This is a genomic window from Cytobacillus sp. FSL R5-0377, from assembly GCF_038004385.1.
Taxonomy (GTDB): domain Bacteria; phylum Bacillota; class Bacilli; order Bacillales; family Cytobacillaceae; genus Cytobacillus.
In genome coordinates, this window is sequence record NZ_JBBORA010000001.1 from 2773251 (window position 1) to 2797312 (window position 24062).

Consider the following 24062-nt stretch of genomic DNA (forward strand, 5'->3'; position numbering starts at 1 on the left):
ACCATGGCTAAAATATTAGCAGTTACCGCTTGTCCAGTAGGTATTGCCCATACGTATATGGCTGCAGAGAATTTGCAAAAGGCCGGCGAAGCGCTGGGCGTGGATATAAAGGTTGAAACACAGGGCTCTATTGGTGTGGAAAATGCACTAACGGAACAGGACATTGCTGAAGCTGACGGAATTATTATCGCGGCTGACAAGGAGGTCCCAAAAGAGCGTTTCGCAGGTAAAAGAGTGATTGTAACCGGTGTTCAGGATGGGATCAGAAAACCTGAGGAGCTAATAAAGAAGATTCAAAATGGGGACGTTCCTATATATAAACCGGAGTCAGCGTCCAAAGAAGCGCCCGCTAAAGGTAAACAAAAAGAAAACCCGATATACAAGCACTTAATGAGCGGTGTTTCTTATATGGTGCCGTTCATCGTGGTAGGAGGGCTTTTGATTGCGCTTGCTTTAACGCTAGGCGGAGAGCAGACACCTGGAGGAATTGTTATACCTGAAGATTCGATCTGGAAACAGGTAGAAAGCCTGGGCGGAGCGGCATTCATGTTCATGGTTCCAATTCTCGCGGGCTTTATTGCAGTGAGTATAGCTGACCGTCCCGGACTTGTGCCCGGAATGATCGGCGGTTACATTGCAGCAAACGGAAGCTTTTATGGAAGTGAAGCAGGTGCGGGTTTCATCGGCGGAATTATTGCCGGTTTCCTGGCCGGATATGTGGCTCTTGCTATTAAAAAGATGAAAGTTCCAAAAGCAGTACAGCCTGTCATGCCGATCATTTTTATTCCGATCCTTTCATCTGTTATTGTTGGGCTATTATTCATTTACGTAATTGGTGCCCCTGTAGCTCAGGTGTTTGAATCCTTAACAGGGTGGCTTGCCGGCATGCAAGGCGGAAGCTCGATCGTATTGGCTTTGATCCTTGGTGCTATGATAGCTGTTGATATGGGCGGCCCATTCAATAAGGTAGCTTTCCTATTTGGTTCAGCAATGATTGCAGAAGGAAATTATGAAATTATGGGTCCGATTGCGGTAGCCATTTGTATTCCGCCAATTGGACTTGGGCTGGCAACTTTTATTAACAAACGCAAATTCCGTCCTACGGAGAGAGAAGCAGGGAAAGCATCTTTTACAATGGGGCTATTCGGTATTACAGAAGGTGCGATTCCTTTCGCTGCGCAGGATCCTTTGCGCGTGATTCCAAGTATTGTTGTCGGTTCAATGGCTGGTTCAGTTATCGCTATGATTTCAAATGTTGGGGACCGTGTGGCACATGGCGGACCGATTGTGGCTGCGTTGGGCGCGGTTGATAATGTGGTAATGTTCTTTGTAGCAGCTATTGTAGGTTCTGTAGTAACGGCATTAATGGTTACTGCGCTGAAAAAGGATGTGGAAGATGCTGTAGTGCCAGCTGGTGCTGAAAATACAGGATTAAATGAAAATGAAGACAAAGCTGAAATAGAAGAAGGTCCTTCAGATGCTGAAATCAAAAAATTATCAGACATAACGAATACGAATCTCATTGAGCCTAACATAGCAGGAACTACCCGAGATGAAGTAATTGATGAATTGATTGGGCATTTTGATAAAAGTGGGATCTTGAGTTCAAAGTCAGAATTTAAACAGGCGATCTTAAATCGTGAAGCTCAGAGTTCAACGGGGCTTGGAATGAATATTGCAATTCCTCACGGGAAATCAAATGCCGTTAAGCGGCCAGCAGTTGCCTTTGGCATCAAACGTGATGGTGTTGATTGGAGAAGCCTGGATGGTTCGGATGCAAAGCTGATTTTTATGATTGCCGTTCCAGAGAAAGCTGCAGGGGACGCTCATTTGAGAATCCTACAGATGCTTTCCCGTAAGTTGATGGATGAGGATTTTAGGAATCAGCTGTTAACTGCAGCTTCAAAAGAGGAAGCTTATAAGCTGCTGGAGGAAATTCATTAAATAAAATAATATAAAATTGAGCCGGTGCTGCCGGCTCTTTTTGTATGTCCTGGATGAAGAAACCAGCCATACAGCATATAGCTGATAAGTTAGGGATCTCAAAGAATGACCAAGCTGATCCAAACGGAAACTGTTATGCCATAAAGCCCTTCGTTGAGGGGATATTTAAAACAGCTGCAAACCTTGGTTTGCAGCTGTTTTACTAGTAGTTCAGCCAAGCATTATACCTTTATTCTAAAACTTCATATACTTTCTTCATTACTGCCTGCTGCAGCATTTGAAGCTTAAGCTGGCTTTCCTCCAATGTTTCAGCTTTCACGCCAAAATAAAACTTCGCTTTTGGTTCTGTTCCTGAAGGACGCAAGCAGAACCATGAGCCATCTGCCAAATGATATTTTAATACATTTGATTTAGGCAATTCGATAACGCCTTTTTCCCCTAAGTCCAAATTGAAATAGGAGCTTAAAAAATAGTCTTCAATTCTGGCAACTGCTGCAGCGTTAATTTCCTGCGGAGGCTGTTTTCTAAAGGTCTCCATTAAATGTGCAATCTGCTGAGCACCGTCTTTTCCCTTTAGAGTTATAGACTCCAAAGCTTCCTGGTAGTATCCGTATTTCTCAAAAATCTTCAGAAGGCCTTCGTATAAGGTCATGCCCTTTGATTTATAATAAGCTGCTGCTTCAGCAGCAAAAACAGCAGATTGAACAGCATCTTTATCTCGGACAAAGTCGCCGATTAAATACCCGTAACTTTCTTCGTATCCAAAAATAAAGGAGTGCTGTCCTGTTTGCTCAAATTCATGAATCTTCTCACCGATGAATTTGAAGCCGGTCAGTGTATCCATTGTTTGTATGCCGTGATGCTCTGCTATGGTCCGTCCGATATCAGAGGTGACAATGGTTTTAATCACAGCACTGTTTGCAGGAAGAGTCCCTTTATCTTTCTTCTGGGAAAGCAAGTACTCAAGCATAAGGGCTCCCATTTGGTTGCCTGATAAAACAATGTATTCTCCCTTTTTATTTTTAACCGCAACGCCTAAACGGTCTGCATCGGGATCGGTGGCCATTAAGAGGTCAGCATCGATTGATTTCCCATATTGGATAGCAAGCTTGAAAGCTGCATGCTCTTCGGGGTTTGGAGATTTAACGGTTGAAAAGTTGGGGTCCGGAAGCTCTTGTTCTTTTACAACGATCACATTTTGGAATCCGAACGCAGCTAATCCTTCGCGAACCGGCTTGTTTGCCGTGCCATGCAAAGGAGTAAAAACAATTTTTAAGTCCTTGGCGACACCATCCGGGTTTAGTTGTAAGCTTTTTAAGTTTGAAAGGTATTCCTGGTCAATTTCTTCTCCAATATAAGTTAAAAGATTATTTCGCAATAGTTCTTCTGATGACGGAACCTCAATTTTCAGCTCATCTTCAACTGTATTAACATACTCAATAATGGTATTGGCAGCCTGTGGAGGAATTTGTCCCCCGTCCTCCCCATAGACCTTAAATCCGTTATATTCAGGCGGATTATGGCTGGCTGTAACAACTACACCTGCAAAACAGTTTAAATACCTTACAGCAAACGAAAGGATGGGTGTTGGCCGCAGTTCACTAAAAAGGTATGTTTTAATACCGTGTTTCCCCAATGTTTTAGCGGTTTCCAGGGCAAACTCCGGTGATTTATGGCGGGAATCATAAGCAATTGCCACTCCGCGGTTTTTTGCTTCTTCGCCTGCCCCGGATATGTATCGGGCAAGGCCCTCTGCGGCACGGCGAATCGTATAGATGTTCATCCGGTTTGTGCCAGGACCGATTTCGCCGCGCATTCCCCCTGTCCCAAACTCTAAATGCTTATAAAAAAGTTCCTCAAGTTCGGAACTTGGAATTTGTGCTAATTCTCCAGCCAACTTGCTGTCTAAATTCGAATGTGAAGCCCATTTATCTGCAGATGCTTTCCAATCCATCCTGTTCCTCCTCGTCTTCTTTAAAATTTCCTGCTGGAAAATTCCAGGGGAAAAAACCTGATTACAGAAACAGGTTCAAATTATTGGTTTTCCACTTTCTTGGGTGCAGTCGATTCCCTGATAATCAAATCGGTCGGCAGTAAGATCTCGTGCATCGGTTCTGCCATATTTTCTATTCTCCAGCACAGCTGTTCGACTGCTTTTTTGCCATAGTAATTTAAATCGATATCGACGGTTGTAATCTTGGGAGTGGCTATTTGGGATAGCTGTCCATTGTCGAAGCTGCACACGGATACATCTGCTGGAACTTGGAAGCCCCTTTGCTGTAATCCTGAAGATATAAGGAACCCATGCCCATCGTTTACACAGAACCAGGCAGTTGGGACTTTCGAAAGATCATTAAAAAGGTTGTTGTTTGCTTCCTGGGATTCCTTTGCATCCTTAAATATAAAGTCGGGATTAGGCTGAAGCTTATACTTATTTAGCGCAAGTAAATAGCCTTCTAATCTTTCCTGATAGCTGGGAGAAACATGTATATCACCTACAAATGCAATCTCTGTATGGCCTAATTGGATAAGATGTTCAACAGCCTTGAAAGCGCCGAAGCGATTATTGGTCAAGATAGAATCTGCATGCAGATAAGGTGAATGATGATCTATTAAAACAGTAGGGATCCCGGTATCAAGTATTTTTGAAATATACTCCGTACTGATATGAGACAATATTAAGATTCCATCAATTTCATGATTGGATAATACTGCAGGAAGCGTCAGCTTTTCTTTTGAATCTTGATTAATAGACTCAATAAATAAATTCATATTACGTGCTTTAACTTCCTTCTCAATACTTAAATAGATTTCACCAAAGAAGCTTTTTAAAGAAAAAGCATAATCTGATGCAATCAAGGCGATATTCATCCCGTTTTTCCCAGTTTGCTTCGTGTTTCGATTTAATGAGTAGGAATACCCCAATTCATCTGCCATTCTTTTGACCTGCTGCCTTGTTTCCTCACTTACACCAGGTTTTCCTGTTAGTGCCTGTGATACAGAATTCTTTGAGATATTGAGCCGATCCGCGATATCTTGCATGGTTACTTTTTTCTTCATCCGAACACCTCCTTTAGTTAATCGCTATATGTAATTACTCTTGTAATTATATTGTAACGTTACAAAATTATTTTGGCAATATATTTTTGAGAGTTGATATTGACCCAGTTAGTAGTGATTTTAATTAATACTGAAAATTCTGTTTGACTTTTGAAAAATAAGGTGCAATAATTGGTTTTGTAAGGTTACAAAATAATTATTTAATAATTACCAATCGGTATTTGTAATGGTAAGTTTTGAAAGTGAGCTGGAAATCGTCTTCATTATTATACTTTTTTTTGAAAGGTTATGATAGCGCTAACAATCAGGCGGAGTCATGAGAAAAATAGTGTAAATGGCAGGATGGCGATTTTACTTATTTTAGGGAATTACTATTTAAAAGATAAAAATTAACTGGGGGAATATCGGATGAAGATGAAAAAAATGGCGTCGATGATCCTTGCAGCTTCGCTTGCTGTTTCTGGACTTGCTGCATGCAGTAATCAGGAGAAAGGGAGCGGTGCTTCAAAAGATGGAGTAACAACAATTGAATTTTGGGCAGCACCAAACCCTACACAGCAGGTGTATTGGAAAGAAGTAGCCGAAGAGTTCACAAAAGAGAACCCGGATATCAAAGTGAATGTTAGTCCGATGAAAGAAAGCCCAACATCTGAAGCCAGCATCCAATCAGCGATTGCCGGCGGAAATGCACCTGTGATTTCAGAAAATATTAATCGAGGTTTTGCAGCTCAGCTGGCAGAAAGTAAAGCACTGCTGCCGCTTGATGAGCTGGATGGCTGGGATGAAGTGAAGAAGAACCGAAATATGGAAGAAACCATGAAGGGATGGGAGTTCGCGGACGGCCATCAATATGTATTGCCTATTTACTCAAACGCTATGTTATTTGGATGGAGATTAGATGTTCTAAAAGAATTAGGCTTTAACGAGCCGCCAAAAACGTATAGTGAAATGCTTGATGTCGCAAAGAAACTAAAGGAAAAGTACCCGGATAAATATGTATGGGCAAAACCGGATTTGGCTGACCCGACAGCCTGGAAAAGATGGTTTGACTTCTTTATGCTTTATAACGCTGCATCTGATGGAAATAAATTTGTAGAAGGCTCTGATTTTACTGCTGATGAGAAAGCTGGCGTTGAAGTACTTAACTTCGTGAATGACCTGCGGGAAGAAGATGCCTTAATGGTTAGACAAGCTAAAGATCCATTCGAAAGCGGATTAGGTATTTTCACAGACATTGGGCCATGGACGATTTCATATTGGGCTGATAAATTCCCGGAAATGAAATGGAACGAAACCTATACACTTTCAACTCCGCCAGTTCCGGATGATATGGATACAGAAGATGTAAAAACTTTTGCTGATACTAAAGGCTTGGTCGTATATGCGTCTGCAACAGAAGAACAGCAGAAAGCGGCGATGAAGTTCATTAATTGGGTTTATTCCAATCCTGAAAATGATTTGAAATGGCTTGAAAAGACGAAATTGCCGCCTGCACGAGATGATCTGACAACAAATGAGACATTCAAAGCGTTCTTTGAAAACAACCCAGCATTACAGCCGTATGCCGCTGCAGTTCCGAATGCAATCCCGCCAATGGATAACTCTAAATACAATGATATTCAGACATTTATTGGACAGCATGCCTTCAATCCAGTTGTAAAAGGTGAAAAAGATGCAAAAGAAGGATGGAAGGAAATGCAAGAGGCCATTGAGGGGGCTCTAAAATAATGAGCAGGAAACAAGGATGGTTGGGCTGGCTTTTTGCCAGTCCTTATCTTTTATACGCGATTGTATTCTTTTTAATACCATTGATCTGGTCATTATATTTATCTGTAACCGATTGGAATTTAATCTCGCCGACGTATAGTTTCGTGGGTGTGGAAAACTATGTGGCGGCATTTAAAAGCCAGGGTGTGCAAAGTGCGTTTTTTGTTACGTTTAAATTCATGGCTGTATTTGTCCCCTTAGTTATTGCTTTCTCGATTGTTGTCGCTCTGGTTGTGCAGGGACTGCCTAAATTCAGAGGTCTGTTCTTAATCGGTTTTTTCCTGCCTTATTTGGCATCAGGTGTTGTTTCGTCTTTGATTGTTAAAGGGATCCTATCTTATAACAGTCCCCTTAATGAATTTTTGCGAAACCAATTTGGACTGGATATTGACTGGCTTGGATCACCGATAGCAGCCCTTTTTGTTGTGGCACTTATTATAGCTTGGAAATTCACTGGATATTATGCGCTAATCCTCACTTCTGGATTTGAGAGCATTAGTAAGGATGTTTATGAAGCGGCTATGATCGATGGGGTAACCCCGTGGCAGCGTTTTTGGAAAATTACGTTCCCGCTTCTCTATCCAGCCTTATTTACTGTATTCATTTTATCGATCGGTGTCACTTTTGGCATTTTTACAGAAGTGTATCAGTTAACGGGCGGAGGGCCAGACTTTGCCACTAACACTTGGCAAATGGAGATCTTCTCTAAGGCATTTACAAACCTTCAAGCCGGGTATGCTTCCGCTATAGCGATCATCGCTTCGGTTGTGACCTTTGCTGCCATTTATATCATTCGAAAACTCTTGGAATTGTGGGGGAAACGAAATGGGTGGAACTAAGAAAAAAGGATTGTTTTTCCGTTACCTGTTCGCCGTAACTTTATTGCTTATTATGATTTATCCCTATATCTATATGGTGCTGAATTCCTTTGCAGAATGGGACTTGGTCGATAAAAAGTTTTTCCCGACTGAGTTTACGCTGAAATCATATGAGTGGCTGCTGGGTGGAGGAGAGGCTGTTATTCCAAGGCCGTGGATTAATGCATTTTTTAACAGCTTTATAGTGTCAGCCGGCTCAACACTGCTCATGATGGTGTCTGCTGTGATGGTTTCGTACGCATTAGCGAAGATTCCCTTTAAAGGGAGAGAAACGGTTAATAACTTTATTCTCTTTCAAATGTTTTTTCCGGCTATCATTTTGCTGATTCCTACCTTTTTAGTTATCCAAAAAGTGGGGATGTATGACTCCTATTGGGGAATGATTTTGCCGAAAGCAATGAGTTTGTGGGCTGTTTTCATGTACACCAATTTCTTTAGGGCCATTCCGGATACGTTTATAGAAGCTGCTAAGCTGGATGGTGCAAGTGACTGGCAAATTATGTTCAAGATTGTACTCCCGATGTCCAAATCCATTACGACTGTTATCTTCCTGTTCCTGTTCATGGAAAGATGGACAGAATTGCTATGGGATATGATTGTGGTAAACAGTGACAATATGCTGACACTTAACGTTCTATTGTCGCAAATGTTCGGTCCGTACGGCGGTTACCCAGGGCCGATGTATGCGGCGTCTGTGTTATTGACATTGCCGATTATTATCATCTTCTTGCTATTCGCTAAAAAGTTCCAGGAAGGTATGCAATTTACACTTAAGTAAGCTGGGATGGGAGTAACAAATAATGGTTAAATGGTGGAAGCAATCAGCTTTCTATGAAATATATATGCCAAGCTTTAAAGATGCCAATGGGGATGGTGTAGGGGACTTTACGGGAATAACATCAAAGCTTGATTATTTGAAGGAATTAGGGGTAGACGGCCTATGGCTTACTCCTTTCTATCCTTCCCCAAAAGTAGATAATGGATATGATATTTCTGATTACTATGGAATTGATCCGGAATATGGGACGATGGAAGACTTTGAATATTTTATTTCTGAAGCACATAAGCGGAATATCAAAGTCATTATCGATCTTGTGTTAAACCATACATCATCCATGCACCAATGGTTTCAAGAGTCTAAATCATCGAGGAATCATCCGAAACGTGATTGGTATATCTGGAAGGATGAACCGAACAACTGGGAATCTTTCTTCAGCGGTTCTGCCTGGGAATATGATGAGAATACCGGCCAATATTATTATCATGCCTTTGCAAAGGAACAGGTGGATTTAAACTGGTCCAATCCTGAAGTGAAAAAGGCAATGTTTGATGTAATGAAATTTTGGCTTGATAAGGGAGTAGATGGTTTCCGTCTGGATGTAATCAATTTTCTAAAGGTAAACGATACCTTCCGGGATAATCCTTTTGATCCTGAAAAGAAGGAACAAATTCACCTATATGACAAAGACCAGGAAGGCATCTTAACCGTTATAGAAGAGATAGCCGAGGTGGTTCATCAATATCCCGGCAAGTTCCTGGTCGGAGAAGTCGGGTCAGAAGATATTGACATATTAAAGCGCTACTCTGGAACCGGGAAGCTGGATGTATCCTTTAATTTTAATATAGGGAGCATAAGCGAATTCGATGCGGAGCAGCTATTTCGCAGATTAGCCGAAACGGAACAGGCATATGATTCTGATCAAATGCCTACGCTGTTTTTTTCGAGTCATGATATGTCACGCCATATTTCCCGTTTTGGCGGAAGTGAAGACCGGGCGAAGGTAATTGCCGCTCTGATGCTTACTGCAAAAGGAGTACCTTTCATTTATCAAGGTGATGAAATTGGCATGCTGGATTGGATTGCAGATGATGTCTCCGAGATGATGGATGTCCAAGGCAGGCTGGCTTATGGGGAAGCCATTAAAGCCAAGTCAAAAGAAGAAGCATTGGCCTTGGCGAATGAAAGATCCAGAGACAAGTCCCGGACCCCGATGCAATGGAGCGCTGAAAACTATGCCGGGTTTTCTGAGGTCCGTCCATGGATAGCGGTTCCGGCTGAAAGCCTGGGAATAAATGTTCAAAATCAGCAAAAGGATCCGCAGTCCATGCTTTCTTTTTATAAGTGTTTACTTAAGCTGCGCAAGAGGCAATCTTCATTGCAAACCGGCGAATATGAATTTCTGAAATATAAGGATGGGATGATTTCCTTCATGAGAAGGAATCAGATTGAAAGAACAATGGTTGCTCTGAACTTTTCGGAGGACGTGCAGCCTTTGTATATAGGAGAAAAAAATGTTAGCTTACTGCTTTCGAATAAGCGGGAAGCCATTGTTAACGGTGCGACTTTAGACGTATTGCCAAATGAGGCCATTATTTTAAAGGAGGATTCAATCTAATGACCGTCCTAAACAAAGACAATGTCAAAACATGCGAACAGCTATTGAAGGAATTTTCTTCAAAGGAAAAGCCTGTCAGCCCTGAAAAGATCATCTTCACAGGTATTGGTGATAGAGATGTCTATAATATTACGGCACCTTTTGAAGATGAGGGTGAGCCGGTTATTGCTGGACGGGTAGAATCTCGTGACAGTGAGCACTCGAGTGTTTATTTCTTCGTGAATAGAGATGGTGAATGGATTCCGAGAGAAGGTGCACCTGTTTTAGAATTACAGGATCCCTTTTTCACAAAGATATCTGGAGAGCTTGTTTTGGGAGGAGTTCAAATTTTTCCTCATCCAATAAATGAAGGCCAGCTGGGCTGGAGAACGGTTCTTTATAGGGGCAGCTCGATTTCAGATCTGCAGGAATTTTCAAATGGACCGGATGGCATGAAGGACCTCAGGCTTGTAGAACTGGCAGATGGAAGCATTGGCGTTCTAACAAGGCCTCAGGGAGAAAAAGGCGGCAGAGGAAAGATTGGATGGACAAGAATCCCGTCACTAAATGAGCTGACCATTGATGTCATTAATGAGGCTCCATTGCTTGAGGGACAATTTACCGATGAAGAGTGGGGAGGAGCTAACGAACCGCATCTTTTGGCAAACGGATTGGTGGGTGTCCTTGGACATGTGGCATCCTTTGATGAAGCAGGCGATCGCCACTATTATCCAATGGTATTCGCACTTGATCCCCAAACAGGGGGAATTTCAGATATGGAACTGATCGCCACAAGGAGCGATTTCCTTCCTGGTGCTTCAAAGCGTCCGGATTTAGCTGATGTCGTGTTCAGTGGAGGAATTGTGAGGAACCCTGACGGAACAGCTGATTTGTATGCTGGAATCAGTGATGCGGAAGCTCAAAAAATTACAATAAAGGATCCGTTCTTACATTATGAACAAACAAACTGAAGAAATTGAGGAGAAACCAGCCATGTATGTTTATAGATACGAAGAAAACCCATTAGTAACACCCATGGATGTAAAACCGCATAGAAGTGACTTTGAAGTTATTGGAGCCTTCAATGCCGGAATTACTCAGTTTAATGATGAAATCATTATGCTATTGCGTGTGGCAGAGCGTCCGATTAGCGAAGACCCGGACATTGTAAAGTCACCTGTCTATAACCCTAAAACAAATGAGCTTGAAATTTTGAAATTTGATATTCATGATCCTGCATTCAATTTTTCTGATCCCCGCACGATTCAAAAAAGCGGAGCAAAGGGCGGATTTGCTTATTTGACCTCCTTATCCTATTTGAGGATTGCCAGAAGCAAAGATGGCCATAACTTTACGGTTGATGAAAAACCATTTGTCTATCCGTCAAATGAATTGGAGACCTTTGGTATTGAGGATCCTCGTATTACGAAAATTGATGATACGTATTATATTTATTTCAGTGCAGCATCACCTGCAGGGGTGGGAGAATCCATGGTTTCGACAAAGGATTTTGTGACGATCGAGCATCATGGAATGATCTTCGCGCCGGAAAACAAGGACGTGTTAATTTTCCCTGAAAAAATTAATGGTAAATATTATGCTCTCCATCGGCCGGTGCCAAAAAGTACAGGAGAGCCTGAAATTTGGATTGCTGAATCTACGAATCTCTTACACTGGGGAAATCATAAGCATTTGCTGGGACTGCGTGAAGGTATGTGGGATAGTGCCCGTATGGGCGGTGGAGCTGTTCCGATTAAAACAGAAAAAGGCTGGCTTGAGCTTTATCATGGTGCTACTGCTGACCACCGTTATTGCATGGGAGCTGTATTGCTGGACTTAAATGATCCAACTAAAGTCATTGCCCGCTCTGATCAGCCAATCCTGGAGCCTGAGGCAGACTATGAAGTAGAAGGGTTCTTTGGTAATGTTGTCTTTTCATGCGGTGCATTGGTTGAAGGAGACGTTGTCAAAATGTTCTATGGAGTGGCTGATACCTCAATGGCATGTGCCGAGTTAAGCTTAAAGGAAATTTTAGAATCACTGACTTATATTAAATAGTTGAAATAGGAGTGCCAAAATCAAATAGTTGATTTTGGCCTTTTATCTATTAAGATGGCAATTCCAAAATGAAATGGGAAGGTTATATTTCTATGAAGTTAAATAACAATTGGAAAATTCAGCATTTTGATGTTGGGGCAGTGAGGGATTTAGAAGTGGCCTCTCCAGAATATATTGATTACTTCTGGATGACTGCCTCTGTTCCTGGTGATGTTCATTCAGCCTTAATTGACCGGAAACTGATCGACGATCCCTTTTATGGGCATAATGATTTGAAATGCCAGTGGGTAGAGGAAAAGGTATGGTGGTACCGTAAGGCTTTTGATTTTAATGGACTAGAGAATAAAGAAGAAAAGTATGAATTGGTTTTTGAGGGGCTTGATACATACGCAACGGTTTACTTGAACGGCGTCGAGCTTGGCTCAACAGACAATATGTTTATTAGTCATACTTTTGAAGTGACAAGGGAGTTAAGAAAGGGCAAAAATGTTCTTGCAGTAAAATTTGACCCGATTCACAAGCATGTAAAAGAGAAAGTTCAATATTATTGGTCAGGATACAGCAAAGAACGGATATGGTCTAGGAAAGCACAAAGCCATTTTGGCTGGGACTGGGGGCCTCGGCTTGTTACTGCAGGGATTTGGAAAGATGTCCATTTAAAGAAAAGGAAGTATGGCAAAATTGGCTCTGTTTTTGCAAAGACATGCTCTATTCTGGAAGATAAAGCACTCGTTGAAGTTGAGGTGGACATCGAAACATATAGTAAAGAAACAGATTTACATATTGAGATGAAGTTATCATATGGTGAAGAAGACCGGTTTACCAGCAGAGCAGAGCTGAAGGGCAAAAAGGCTATTGCTGTGTTTGAAGTTGAGAACCCAAAGCTATGGTGGACCCATGATATCGGGACTCCACACCTATACCATTTAAATATTGAATTATATGCAGATCATCAAAAGATTGATGATAGGGCGGAGAATATTGGTATTCGAACGATTGAAGTCCTTCAAAAGGATGAAATGGGGAATCATTGCTTTACATTTGTTTTGAATGGCAAGAAGGTTTTTGCTAAAGGAGCCAATTGGATTCCGATTGATAGCTTCATAGCATCAGTTCCGGATTCGCGCTATAAACATTTGCTTAAGCTCTCAAAAGACGCCAATATGAACATGCTTAGGGTGTGGGGCGGCGGCATCTATGAAAGAGATGTTTTTTATGAAGAATGTAACCGTCTTGGTATCCTAGTCTGGCAGGATTTCATGTTTTCCTGTGCTCTATATCCGGATTACAACCAGAACTTTATGCTCAATGTCAGAAATGAAATTACACATGTCGTCAAACGCCTGAGGAATCACCCTTGTTTGGCCTTATGGTGCGGAAATAATGAAAATGACTGGCTTTATGAAGCATTGTTTTCTTCTGGTGAAATTAAAGACCCTTTTTACGGGGAAAAAATCTATCATGAACTAATGCCTGAACTTTTGGAAGAGCTGGATCCCACTCGCTTGTTCTGGCCGAGCTCTCCTTTTGGCGGAAATGACCACAACTCCAGGGAGCAGGGGGATAGCCATAATTGGCAGGTTTGGCACGGGAATATTGAGCCCAGAACCTTTGGGGAGCCGCAGAGCGTGGATTATAGTGTTGAAGGACTGTCATTTAGAAACTTCAAGAAAGATACGACAGCCTTTGCCAGTGAATTTGGAATGCATGCTTCGTCCAACCGCTATACGCTTGAGCGCAATATCCCTAAGGACCAATTCTTTTGGGGCAGTGAAGAGATGGCATACAGGAATAAAGATATACACCATCCAAAAGGTATGCTTTTGATGGAGGGATACACTGGAGTTCCTAAGGATCTTGATGAGTATATTTCTTATTCCATGCTGACCCAGGCGGAAGGGTTAAAATATGGTATTGAACACTATCGCCGGAATAAACCAAAGACAAGCGGGGCGTTATTTTGGCAGCTAAATGATTGCTGGCCTGGCACAAGCTGGTCAGTCATTGATTATTATCTCCTGCCAAAAGCTTCATACCATTATGCGAAGAAATTTTTCAATCCTACTCTATTAACGATTGACCATGACCGGGGAAAGGACTTAAAAATCTGGGTTGTCAACGACCGTCTGGAGATTTACGACGACCAAATTGAGATTGCCGTGTATCGCTTGAATGGTGAAGAGGTGTTTTCGAAGCAATGGAGCGTCTCTATATCGGAGAATATATCCTATCATTTGGATACGATTGGAGAAAAAGAGGCTTTGGGAGGGCTTTTGCCGGAGGAGGCCGTAATGATCCTCCGTTCTAAAAAGAATAGGACCTGCGAAAATACTTATTACTTCTGTGATCAAAAGGATTTAAACTTGCCTGATGTAAACATAATAGTTGAATACAATAAAGAAAACAATGAGCTGACTCTTTCAACAGATCATTTGGCTCGCATGGTTACAATTGAAATGGATGCACAGCAGCTTGTTATGGATGATAACTTTTTTGATCTGCTGCCGAACCAGGTAAAGACTGTTAAAGTAAGTCAGGCTGAAGGAATGGAAATTCCATGGAATACGTTGAAAGTTACGGCTATTAATAGTGACAAAACAGATATAACAGAGAAGTTTTAGCTTAGTCGCTGAAGATCTGCCCGGGGATGGAAGAATTATCGGTGTCTTTCTGTTTTTAGGCATGAAAAACTACTATAATCTTGAACAGCTTTTACCTATATCCTTTAGTATTTTTCCTATAGTCTATGTCATAATGGTACCGACACTTTATTTCATTTGGAGAAAGCCGAAGGTAATAGCGAGCTCAAATGATAACAGGGAAATTCATTTTTTATTGGGAGGAATGGTCGATATGCTGGGAGCAATAGAAGCCGGGGGGACGAAATTTGTTTGTGCTGTGGGGGATGAAACGGGTGTTATTGAGCATTCCATTCAAATACCTACTACAGTTCCGGAAGAAACCATGACAAGGGTTATTGAGTTCTTTAAGCAATTTGATATAGAATCCATTGGTATTGGTTCGTTCGGACCGATCGATGTAAATCCGGATAGCCAGACCTATGGCTGCATTACCTCTACCCCTAAAATGGAATGGAGAAATTATCCTTTCTTGCAAGTAATAAAAGAGGCATTTGGGGTACCTGCAGGTTTTAATACAGATGTAAATGCTGCTGCATTAGGCGAAGCAACCCTTGGTGCAGCAAAGGGTCTGGATAGCTGCTTATATATAACTGTAGGAACAGGTATCGGTGCAGGGGCGGTTGTTCAGGGGAATCTGCTGCAAGGTCACTCACATCCTGAAATGGGTCATATTCTAGTCCGGCGTCATCCAAATGATGCGTATAATGGGAAATGTCCATACCATGCCGATTGCCTGGAGGGGCTGGCTGCGGGTCCAGCCATTGAAGAGCGCTGGGGAGATAAAGGGGTGAACTTGGCAGACCGGAAAGAAGTCTGGGATTTGGAAGGATACTATATCGCACAAGCACTCATGCAATATATCTTAATTCTCTCACCGAAGAAGATTATCCTTGGCGGCGGTGTCATGAATCAATCTCAAGTGTTTTCATCGATCTATAAATATTTGCCGGAGCTGTTGAAGGAGTATGTATCACTGCCTGAGCTATCGGACTATATTGTAAGCCCTGGATTAGGAGATCGGGCCGGCATTACTGGCTCCCTATTGCTTGCTAAACGTGCGTTAATAGAACAAAACTAATTTAAATATGGAGGAAACAACTGTGAAACCACTATTTTTAAAGCCGGTATTTAAAGAAAGAATTTGGGGAGGAACAGCATTAAAGGAATTTGGCTATAGCCTTCCAAGTGATAAAACGGGTGAATGCTGGGCAATATCTGCTCATCCTAATGGGCCATCTGAAGTCGAGAATGGTCCATTTGCAGGGAAAACCCTCGATAAGCTTTGGAAAGAGAGCCCTGAAATTTTTGGCAATCCCCAAGGAGAAGTATTTCCGCTATTAACAAAGATCCTCGATGCCAATATGGATCTGTCCGTTCAGGTGCATCCTGATGACACCTATGCAATGGCTAATGAAAATGGAGAGCTGGGAAAGACGGAGTGCTGGTATATCATTGATTGTAAAGAAGATGCAGACATGATTTTCGGCCATAACGCCAATACAAAAGAAGAACTGGTGGAGCAGATAGAAGAAGGGAATTGGAATGAACTTCTTCGCCGAGTGAAAATCAAGCCGGGTGACTTTTTCTATGTGCCAAGCGGAACTATTCATGCCTTGTGTGAAGGGACACTAGTACTAGAAACACAGCAAAGCTCTGATACCACCTACCGTGTTTATGACTATGACCGGAGAGATGATCAAGGGAACTTGCGTGACCTTCACCTGGATAAGGCAATTGATGTTACAGCTGTCCCGCACCAGGATTCCAAGAGTGTTCCCAAGGTAGAGAAGAGGGATGATGCTGAGATTACAGCGTTTGTACAATCTGAATTCTTCTCTGTTTATAAATGGGATGTTAAAGGGTCCGCAGCATTTAATTTTGAAGACAAATACCTGCTTTTGAGTGTCATTAAAGGAGAAGGCTCTCTCACTCATAATGGGGAAAGCTACTCATTTAAAAAGGGCAGCCATGTTATTTTACCAGTGGGTATGGGGGAATTTACAGTAAGCGGAGAATGTGAGCTTATCGTTTCACATCCATAAGACTTCAATAATAAGAAAAACCTTGCTGATTAGCGGCAAGGTTTTTTGTTTTAGTGAAATAAGACCGCCGGGCGATATCTGTTGCCTAATCAGGAAGAAAATTGGCGAATAAACATTTTATTTCCCGAAAAATAATAGATTTCCTCGAAGCTGAAAAAAGCTTAAGCTGAAGGAGTTCTTAGGTTTCCGCGGGTGGAACAGATACATGTTCAGAGAAGTGATTCCTTCTTTACTAAGTATCTTAAAATGGCAGCCATTCCGGCACCATGCTGAAATTCTCCTTTATTGATTAAATCATATAGTTCAGTTGCTTCAAGTGCATATAAATCAATGAACTCAGTTGGTTCCAGCCTTTGCTCGGTTTCCTTAAGGCCAGTGGCAGCAAATAGGTAGATTTCTTCCGAAGTTGAGCCAGGTGATGGATAAAAACTTCCAAATGGAATCCATTTCTGTGCCTGATAACCGGTTTCCTCCTCTAACTCTTTTTTTGCAGTCAAAAGAGGATCGTCCTTTTCATTGTCAATCATTCCTGCAGGCAATTCCCATTGCCATTGTTTTACCGCATGACGATATTGGCGGATACAAAGAATCTTCCTATCATCAGTAATCGGCAAAATACAGACACCTTTGGCAAAGTTAATATAAGAAAAATCGAATTCTGTATCATTTGGCAAGGTAACCGATTCTTCTATTATTTCAAATCGGGATACTTGTTCTGTTCTGGTTTGATTAATTTTCCATTCCAATACAATCAGCTCCACCCTTCTTTAAGTGAAATCTCTTATGAACTGCTATTGAGTGACCAAGTTAAATTGTGAAAGGTTAATAATATCCTTTACGATTTCAGCTGGCTTTTTATGTGAAGTATCATAAAGATATGGCGTATTAACCGGTGTGTTTTCCAGCTGTTCCAGCAAAAAGAGGGAACGGTCTATTAACTGTGGATCTCCCCGTTTTTTTAAGCGTTCGATTAACTTGTTTTCATCCGCTCGTAAAACTGCATATTTAATATGGAGATTCTGATGGGCAAAATGTTTACAAAACCATTCCAGCTCATCTTCAACAACCGTATCGATAATAACACTGTAGTCGTGCTGAATAAGTATTTGTGTGGTCGAGAGGATATTTTTCCACATGATGGCTAACATCTCAGCCCAAGGTGGTTCAGACCCTTCTCCGTACATGGATAAGTAGTCATCTCCTTTGATAAGAGCACTTTTTTGTATGTTTTGAGCCAGCAGTTTGGCAAGGGTGGATTTACCGACTCCACAGGGGCCTGAAATCAAATAAACGGTTTTTTCTTTGGTTGTATTCATTAGCATCTCCTTTCTTTTGATAACAAATTCAAAGTGAAGTTGGAATTTTTGCATTCTTTCGGACAAAGAAAGACCTGATAGCAAAACCCTCTGATTTTAATTGGGGCCATTAATCGTATATACAAAGACAATTATATGGAGGGTATGGGTGATAGGTCAAAGGAAAATTATATATAAACAAATGGATTGGGGAAGCGCCATTACCTGAACCCAAGTCATACTTACAGTCTAGGGAAAATGAAAAAAGTGAACGGTTTAGCTAAATAGTACGATTAAGGAAGCCCTGCAGAGATTCTGCAGGGCTTCTTTGGATTACATAATAACTAAAAAACCCTTCAAATTACACAATTATACTTCAAACCCAAATTATATTAAGATACCAGTTTCCTTACATTTAAAGAAATATAAACATATAAATACAAAGTTTAATAGTTATCTAATAATAAAGTACCAATGCAAAAAGATTTAGAAACCCCGTCAGAGTCGTTAGTGGTTATAGAAGACCTATTTAGTATTTTAGTATAATTTCCGGGTTGTATACAGGTTTGAAACCATGTAGCCTTGTACAGTGTTAAAAATAAATCTAAAGAGAGGTTGTTCAAATGGCTCTCATCATAATATGTGCGTTATTCCTCGTAATCTATGGAATTGTTGAGCAGCGAAAGCACCAGAAGAGGCTGGATTCAATCCCGGTCCGCGTAAATGTGAACGGTATACGCGGTAAGTCGACTGTTACCCGTCTGATCACTGGTGTGATTCAAGAGGCGGAATATAAAACAGTCGGTAAAACCACGGGTACTTCAGCCCGGATGATCTACTGGCATACAGATGAAGAAAAACCGATTAAGCGTCGGCCGGAAGGTCCCAATATCGGTGAGCAGCGCCGGGTTGTCAAAGAGGTGGCTGAACTCGGAACTGAAGCGCTTGTTTGTGAGTGTATGGCTGTACAGCCGGATTATCAGCTGACCTTTCAGAACAAAATGATCCAGGCCAATATCGGCGTTATCGTGAATGTGCTTGAGGACCATATGGATGTGATGGGTCCTACTCTTGATGAGGTGGCGGAAGCTTTTACAGCAACCATTCCTTATAATGGCCACCTGGTTACAATCGAGAGTGAGTATCTGGACCTGTTCAGGAAAATTGCAGAGGAACGGAACACGAAAGTGATTGTAGCGGATAACTCCAGAATTACAGAGGAATTCCTGCGTAAATTTGATTACATGGTATTCCCTGATAATGCGTCCCTTGCATTGGCTGTGGCCGAGGCGCTTGGAATTGATGAAGAAACGGCATTCCGGGGAATGCTGAATGCACATCCTGACCCCGGGGCAATGAGGATTACCCGTTTTGGCGACAATGCCAATCCGTCCTTCTTTGTGAATGGCTTTGCAGCCAATGATGCGTCATCTACTTTAAGAATCTGGGAGCGTGTGAGCACGCTGGGGTATAGCACAGAATCACCAATTGTCATCATGAACTGCCGTGCAGACCGGGTGGATCGCACGGAACAGTTTGCACGTGATGTTCTTCCTTATATTAAATCAGAGGTTGTGGTGGCCATAGGCCAGACAACTGAGCCGATCACAGATGCTCATGCGGAAGGCAAGCTGGATACAAAAGTGTATTTGGATCTGGAAGATTATACAACGGAAGAAATTATGGCTGAACTTGAGACTTATTTGGAAAACAGAATTGTTTATGGGGTCGGAAATATTCATGGTTCAGCAGAGCCGCTGATCGATGCCATTAAAGGAATGGATATTAAAAGAAAAGCAAGTTAAGGGGAGGGATACAAATGTTTGGTGCCGATTTATATGTTGCCCTTGTTTTGGGGGTAACACTAAGTCTTATTTTTACAGAAAAAACAGGTGTCTTGCCTGCAGGCCTTGTTGTGCCTGGATATTTAGCACTGGTTTTTAACCAGCCCGTATTTATGGTTGTGGTCTTATTGATTAGTATCTTAACTTATTTAATTGTGACACACGGCATTGGCCGATGGGTGATTTTATATGGCAGAAGAAAATTTGCTGCCATGCTGATAACCGGGATTTGCCTGAAGCTGATACTGGATTATTTTTACCCGGTCATGCCATTTGAGATCTTTGAATTCCGCGGAATCGGGATCATTGTACCAGGATTAATCGCCAACACAATTCAAAAACAAGGAATGCCATTAACGCTTGGCAGTACGCTTCTGTTATCCGGTTTAACGTTCGGAATCATGAACGTGTACTACTTGTTCTAGGGAAGTGAATGGAATGAAGCGAACCTTAAATTTTCAGGAAAAACTGCTTATTTTTATCAAAAGAACGAAGTATAAAAACCTTCGCTATAGTGCTGTTGTTTTACCTATTCTGGTTATCTTCCTGGTCGCTTCGACATGGATTGGAAGAACAGATGAAGTGAAGGATATAGAGCCGCGGAAAGATCAGAAGCTGACGATGACGATGGTCGGCGATGTAATGATGGGGCGGCATGTGGAAGAAGTGACGAAAAGGCATGGAGCAGATTATTTATTCCGTCATGTAAAGCCGTATTTTGATGCTTCCGATTATGTGAGCGGGAATTTTGAGCATCCCATCTTAAAAGATGATGTTAATAAATATGAAAAAGCAGAAAAAAGCATTCACCTGCGCACTGATATGGATGCCATCCATGCGGTTAAAAATGCAGGCTTTACGGTCATGAACCTTGCCAATAACCACTTGATGGATTATGGGGAAGAAGGACTTCGCGACACCCTGGATGTGTTTGACCGCTACAATATGGAGTATGTCGGCGGAGGAGAAAACCGCAAAGAAGCCAAAGAGCATATCAACTATCAGGATGTAAATGGTGTTCGTGTGGCAACGCTTGGTTTCACCGACGCATTTGTGGAGGGGACGATTGCGACAAAAGATCGAAACGGTCTATTGAGCGCAAATCCTGATGTGTTATTTGACATGATTGAAAAGGCAAAAAATGAAGACCATGGAAATGCCGATTTGGTTGTGGTTAATGTCCACTGGGGACAGGAGTATGACACGGAAGCCACTCCCCGCCAGAAAGCGCTGGCGAAAGCAATGGTCGATGCCGGGGCTGACATCATCATCGGGCATCATCCCCATGTGCTTCAATCGTTTGATGTATACAAAGATGGAATCATCTTTTACAGCTTAGGCAATTTCGTATTTGATCAGGGGTGGACCCGTACAAAGGATTCTGCGATGGTCCAGTATAACCTGACGGAAGATGGTACAGCATCAATCGATGTGATTCCTCTTCAAATAGAAGAAGCTGCCCCAAGACTGGCCACAGGCTATTTTGACCAGCTTCGGGTGTTTAATCAATTAACGAAAGAAACCGCTGAAAATGTATATTGGTCCAAGAAGGATAATAAAATCGAGATTATTGCCAATCATAAGCATGTAATTGATCGCATGAAAAAAAGGCAGGAAAAAGAAAATTAATCTTTAAGGGGGCACCGTATTGAGAAACCGAACTTTTTGGCGGCTGATTGTTTCTGTTTGCCTGTTAACCGGTTGTACGAACGTGTCCCCTGAAAAAAGCACTTTGGAAAAACAAACGGAAGCATTCTATGGGGTCAGTGCCTCACATCCGATTGCGGTAGATGTCGGGATGGATGTCTTGAAGAATGGAGGCAATGCAGCAGATGCTGCCATTGCCATTTCCTACATCTTGGGCGTTGTAGAACCGTTCGCCTCAGGAATTGGAGGCGGCGGGGGAATGCTGATCATTCCTGCTGAAGGTGAGCCTGACTTTATCGATTACAGGGAAATCTCTCCTTCAAATTATAACGGCAGCGGAGTCTTCGGTGTTCCCGGACTGGTCGCCGGGATGGAGGTAATCCATCAACAATACGCCACGATGGATATGAAAAGACTGATCGGTCCGGCCGTAGAGTATGCCGAAAAAGGGTTCGCGGTTGACCGGGGATTTTCCCATCGGCTGGAGACAGCCAAATACAGAGTGTATTCAGATAATACGAGAATCTTCTATCCTAACGGTAAAGCCATACTGCCCGGGGAAATTCTTATTCAAAAGGATCTGGCCAAAACGCTGAGAACGATTCAGGAAAAAGGCAGTGCAGGCTTTTATCAGGGGGATATTGCAAAAGCGGTCAAAGCGAAAACCGGCATTCCGCTTGATGATTTTAAGCGATATAAGGTGAAGCATACAGAGCCTGTCCAAGGGTCATTTGCAGACTATGAAGTATTCACGGCTCCCCCGCCTTTTTCGGGAACAACCCTGCTTCAAATGCTGAAGCTGGCGGAGGAGACCGGCTTGAATTCGCGGAACCAGGCGGATTATATTGACAGAATCGGTGAGATTGCAAAAGTATCCTATGAAGATCGCCGGGTCCATATTGGAGACGGCGTAACTGCAGGGGAAATCTCAAAATATATCACAGATGAACACATTTCAATTCTCGAGGATAAGCTCGCTAAAGATAGCGAGTATGCTGAGGAAGAAGAGGAAGAGCATGAGAGCACGACCCACTTTGTTGTCATGGATCAGGAGGGAACGGTGATTTCCGCGACCAACACCTTAAGTAATTATTTTGGTTCCGGGGCGTATACAAATGGATTCTTTTTGAATGACCAGCTGAAGAATTTCGCAAATCGCGGAATCAATGGGGAAGCACCCAATAAGCGGTCGAGAACGTTTACAGCCCCTACTGTCATGATCAGCCCTGATGAAGTCATCGGGATTGGTTCGCCTGGCGGAAACAGAATTCCGCAGATCCTTATGCAGGTGATTTACTCCTATGCAAAGGGAGAAGGGGATCTTCAGGAAATGGTGAATCTTGACCGTTTTACATTTGAAAACAGCATAATCTATACGGAATCTGAATTACCTAAGGATGTTTTGTCAGAGTTAGAGAATAGGGGTTATCAGGTTATCCATAAATCTTCTCCTATGTTTTATGGGGGAGTTCAGGGGCTCATTATGAGCCTAAAAGAAAAAACAATGTCCGGTGCGGGTGACCCGCGGAGAAGCGGCATTTGGAGAGCAGAACAAGAAAAGGGGAAATAGGGACATGAACACAGTAAAAAAAGTAACAGGATGGATCTTGCCAGTCGTACTTGTTGGAACATTATTATTCACAATGAACACACTTAAGCGCACAGATACGTTAACACCTGATGAACAGAAAAAAATTGAGCAGCATCAAAATGGACAAGCATAAAAAGTCATAGAAGTAAGCGGAACTCATCTGCTTACTTCTTCTTATAGTAAGGAGTTTTTTCCATGTTGCGCATAAGTCTTTTTAGCATCGTTATTATATTGCTGATACTTCTCATCAAATCATTGCTGCCCGGCAATTCGGGACCTGAAGAATATCGCAGCTTTGCTGAATTGAAGAAATATGAAAAAGAGAATATCGATTATCGGATCAAGATTTACGAGCGTAAGCCGGAAGTGGCCATTTTTGCGATACATGGGGGCAATATTGAAATCGGTACCGGCGAATTGGCTGAGGATTTGGGTGAAAGGCTTGATGCCAGCACCTATATCTTTGAGGGGCTGAAGCCGAAAGACAACAGTATTCTCCATATAACATCTACTCTTTATGATGAGCCAGCAGGTGTTCAAATGGCGGAAAAGGCCATAACTAGCCTTTCAATACATGGCCACCGTGATGTGAATGACGAAAAGGTCTATGTTGGCGGCAGAAATAAGAAGTATATGAAGTTAGTAAAAGATGCCCTTGATGATGCAGGGTTTGATGTGGAAGATGCACCTGACCGGCTTGGCGGAACAGGCAAGAAAAACATTGTAAACCGCGGCAAAAAGGGCGGGGGAGTGCAGCTGGAGCTTTCAACCAAGCTCAGGAAAAGCTTCTTTAAAGACCGTGACTTTGCCATGAACAACCGAAAGCAGCAGACCGAAAACTATAAAGATTTCTTAAAGGCACTGGAAAAAGCAACAGAGAAATATAAAGAAAAAGAGCTGGATTAAAAAAGACTGCCTA

The 24062-nt window shown here is 42.2% G+C and carries 20 protein-coding genes; 16 read left to right on the top strand and 4 right to left on the bottom strand.

Annotated features, from left to right (window positions below):
* Positions 1–3 precede the first annotated feature (3 nt).
* Positions 4–1944: a PTS fructose transporter subunit IIABC gene (locus tag NSQ49_RS14270; RefSeq protein WP_251283399.1), complete on the top strand. Its 1941-nt coding sequence runs from the start codon at positions 4–6 to the stop codon at positions 1942–1944.
* A gap of 229 nt (positions 1945–2173) precedes the next feature.
* Here NSQ49_RS14270 and NSQ49_RS14275 read toward each other — a convergent pair whose 3' ends face one another.
* Positions 2174–3898 (bottom strand): phospho-sugar mutase, encoded by a 1725-nt coding sequence (locus NSQ49_RS14275; RefSeq protein ID WP_251283397.1) that lies wholly within the window; start codon positions 3896–3898, stop codon positions 2174–2176.
* Between the two features lie 80 nt (positions 3899–3978).
* Positions 3979–5004 carry a LacI family DNA-binding transcriptional regulator gene (locus tag NSQ49_RS14280; protein ID WP_159863167.1) on the bottom strand — a complete coding sequence of 342 codons (1026 nt, stop codon included), beginning with the start codon at positions 5002–5004 and terminating at the stop codon, positions 3979–3981.
* A gap of 414 nt (positions 5005–5418) precedes the next feature.
* Between NSQ49_RS14280 and NSQ49_RS14285 the strand changes: the two genes are divergently transcribed.
* From NSQ49_RS14285 to manA, 9 genes are all read left to right on the top strand, one after another.
* Positions 5419–6732: an extracellular solute-binding protein gene (locus NSQ49_RS14285; protein ID WP_159863255.1), complete on the top strand. Its 1314-nt coding sequence runs from the start codon at positions 5419–5421 to the stop codon at positions 6730–6732.
* Entirely contained in the window at positions 6732–7610 is an 879-nt protein-coding gene (locus tag NSQ49_RS14290) for a carbohydrate ABC transporter permease (protein ID WP_159863166.1), read from the top strand. Before NSQ49_RS14285 ends, NSQ49_RS14290 begins: the two co-directional genes overlap by 1 nt.
* A 52-nt stretch (positions 7611–7662) precedes the next feature.
* Complete coding sequence (locus NSQ49_RS14295; RefSeq protein ID WP_396398418.1) at positions 7663–8427, top strand: carbohydrate ABC transporter permease; 765 nt, start codon at positions 7663–7665, stop codon at positions 8425–8427.
* 22 nt (positions 8428–8449) lie between these two features.
* On the top strand, positions 8450–10045 hold the full coding sequence (locus tag NSQ49_RS14300; RefSeq protein ID WP_251283396.1) for an alpha-glucosidase: 1596 nt from the start codon (positions 8450–8452) through the stop codon (positions 10043–10045).
* Positions 10045–10995 carry an MTP-1 family protein gene (locus tag NSQ49_RS14305; RefSeq protein WP_251283395.1) on the top strand — a complete coding sequence of 317 codons (951 nt, stop codon included), beginning with the start codon at positions 10045–10047 and terminating at the stop codon, positions 10993–10995. The genes NSQ49_RS14300 and NSQ49_RS14305 overlap by 1 nt, the downstream gene beginning before the upstream one ends.
* A 22-nt stretch (positions 10996–11017) precedes the next feature.
* Positions 11018–12082, top strand: coding sequence for a BtaManbiosPhlase (locus NSQ49_RS14310; protein ID WP_251283450.1), 1065 nt, complete (start codon positions 11018–11020; stop codon positions 12080–12082).
* Between the two features lie 92 nt (positions 12083–12174).
* Positions 12175–14703, top strand: a complete 2529-nt coding sequence (locus tag NSQ49_RS14315; protein ID WP_251283394.1) for a beta-mannosidase — start codon at positions 12175–12177, stop codon at positions 14701–14703.
* 232 nt (positions 14704–14935) lie between these two features.
* Positions 14936–15802 carry an ROK family protein gene (locus tag NSQ49_RS14320; RefSeq protein WP_159863253.1) on the top strand — a complete coding sequence of 289 codons (867 nt, stop codon included), beginning with the start codon at positions 14936–14938 and terminating at the stop codon, positions 15800–15802.
* A 7-nt stretch (positions 15803–15809) separates the two neighbouring features.
* Positions 15810–16766, top strand: a complete 957-nt coding sequence (manA, locus tag NSQ49_RS14325) for a mannose-6-phosphate isomerase, class I (protein ID WP_159863161.1) — start codon at positions 15810–15812, stop codon at positions 16764–16766.
* A gap of 209 nt (positions 16767–16975) precedes the next feature.
* Here manA and NSQ49_RS14330 read toward each other — a convergent pair whose 3' ends face one another.
* Positions 16976–17512 carry an NUDIX hydrolase gene (locus NSQ49_RS14330; RefSeq protein ID WP_159863160.1) on the bottom strand — a complete coding sequence of 179 codons (537 nt, stop codon included), beginning with the start codon at positions 17510–17512 and terminating at the stop codon, positions 16976–16978.
* A 45-nt stretch (positions 17513–17557) separates the two neighbouring features.
* Positions 17558–18082: an AAA family ATPase gene (locus NSQ49_RS14335; protein WP_159863159.1), complete on the bottom strand. Its 525-nt coding sequence runs from the start codon at positions 18080–18082 to the stop codon at positions 17558–17560.
* Between the two features lie 602 nt (positions 18083–18684).
* On the opposite strand from NSQ49_RS14335, the gene pgsB reads away from it, so the two are divergent.
* The 6 genes from pgsB (at position 18685) to NSQ49_RS14365 (ending at position 24049) form a co-directional block, all read left to right on the top strand.
* Positions 18685–19866, top strand: coding sequence for a poly-gamma-glutamate synthase PgsB (gene pgsB / locus NSQ49_RS14340; RefSeq protein WP_159863158.1), 1182 nt, complete (start codon positions 18685–18687; stop codon positions 19864–19866).
* A gap of 14 nt (positions 19867–19880) precedes the next feature.
* Positions 19881–20330: a poly-gamma-glutamate biosynthesis protein PgsC gene (pgsC, locus tag NSQ49_RS14345; RefSeq protein WP_159863157.1), complete on the top strand. Its 450-nt coding sequence runs from the start codon at positions 19881–19883 to the stop codon at positions 20328–20330.
* A gap of 13 nt (positions 20331–20343) precedes the next feature.
* Positions 20344–21534: a CapA family protein gene (locus NSQ49_RS14350; protein WP_159863156.1), complete on the top strand. Its 1191-nt coding sequence runs from the start codon at positions 20344–20346 to the stop codon at positions 21532–21534.
* Positions 21535–21553: 19 nt separating this feature from the next.
* A complete protein-coding gene (locus NSQ49_RS14355; protein ID WP_251283393.1) occupies positions 21554–23122 on the top strand; it encodes a gamma-glutamyltransferase family protein in 1569 nt (522 codons plus the stop codon).
* 4 nt (positions 23123–23126) lie between these two features.
* Positions 23127–23276 (top strand): CapE family protein, encoded by a 150-nt coding sequence (locus tag NSQ49_RS14360; protein WP_201306497.1) that lies wholly within the window; start codon positions 23127–23129, stop codon positions 23274–23276.
* A 62-nt stretch (positions 23277–23338) separates the two neighbouring features.
* Positions 23339–24049 (top strand): poly-gamma-glutamate hydrolase family protein, encoded by a 711-nt coding sequence (locus NSQ49_RS14365; RefSeq protein WP_251283392.1) that lies wholly within the window; start codon positions 23339–23341, stop codon positions 24047–24049.
* Positions 24050–24062: the final 13 nt, after the last annotated feature.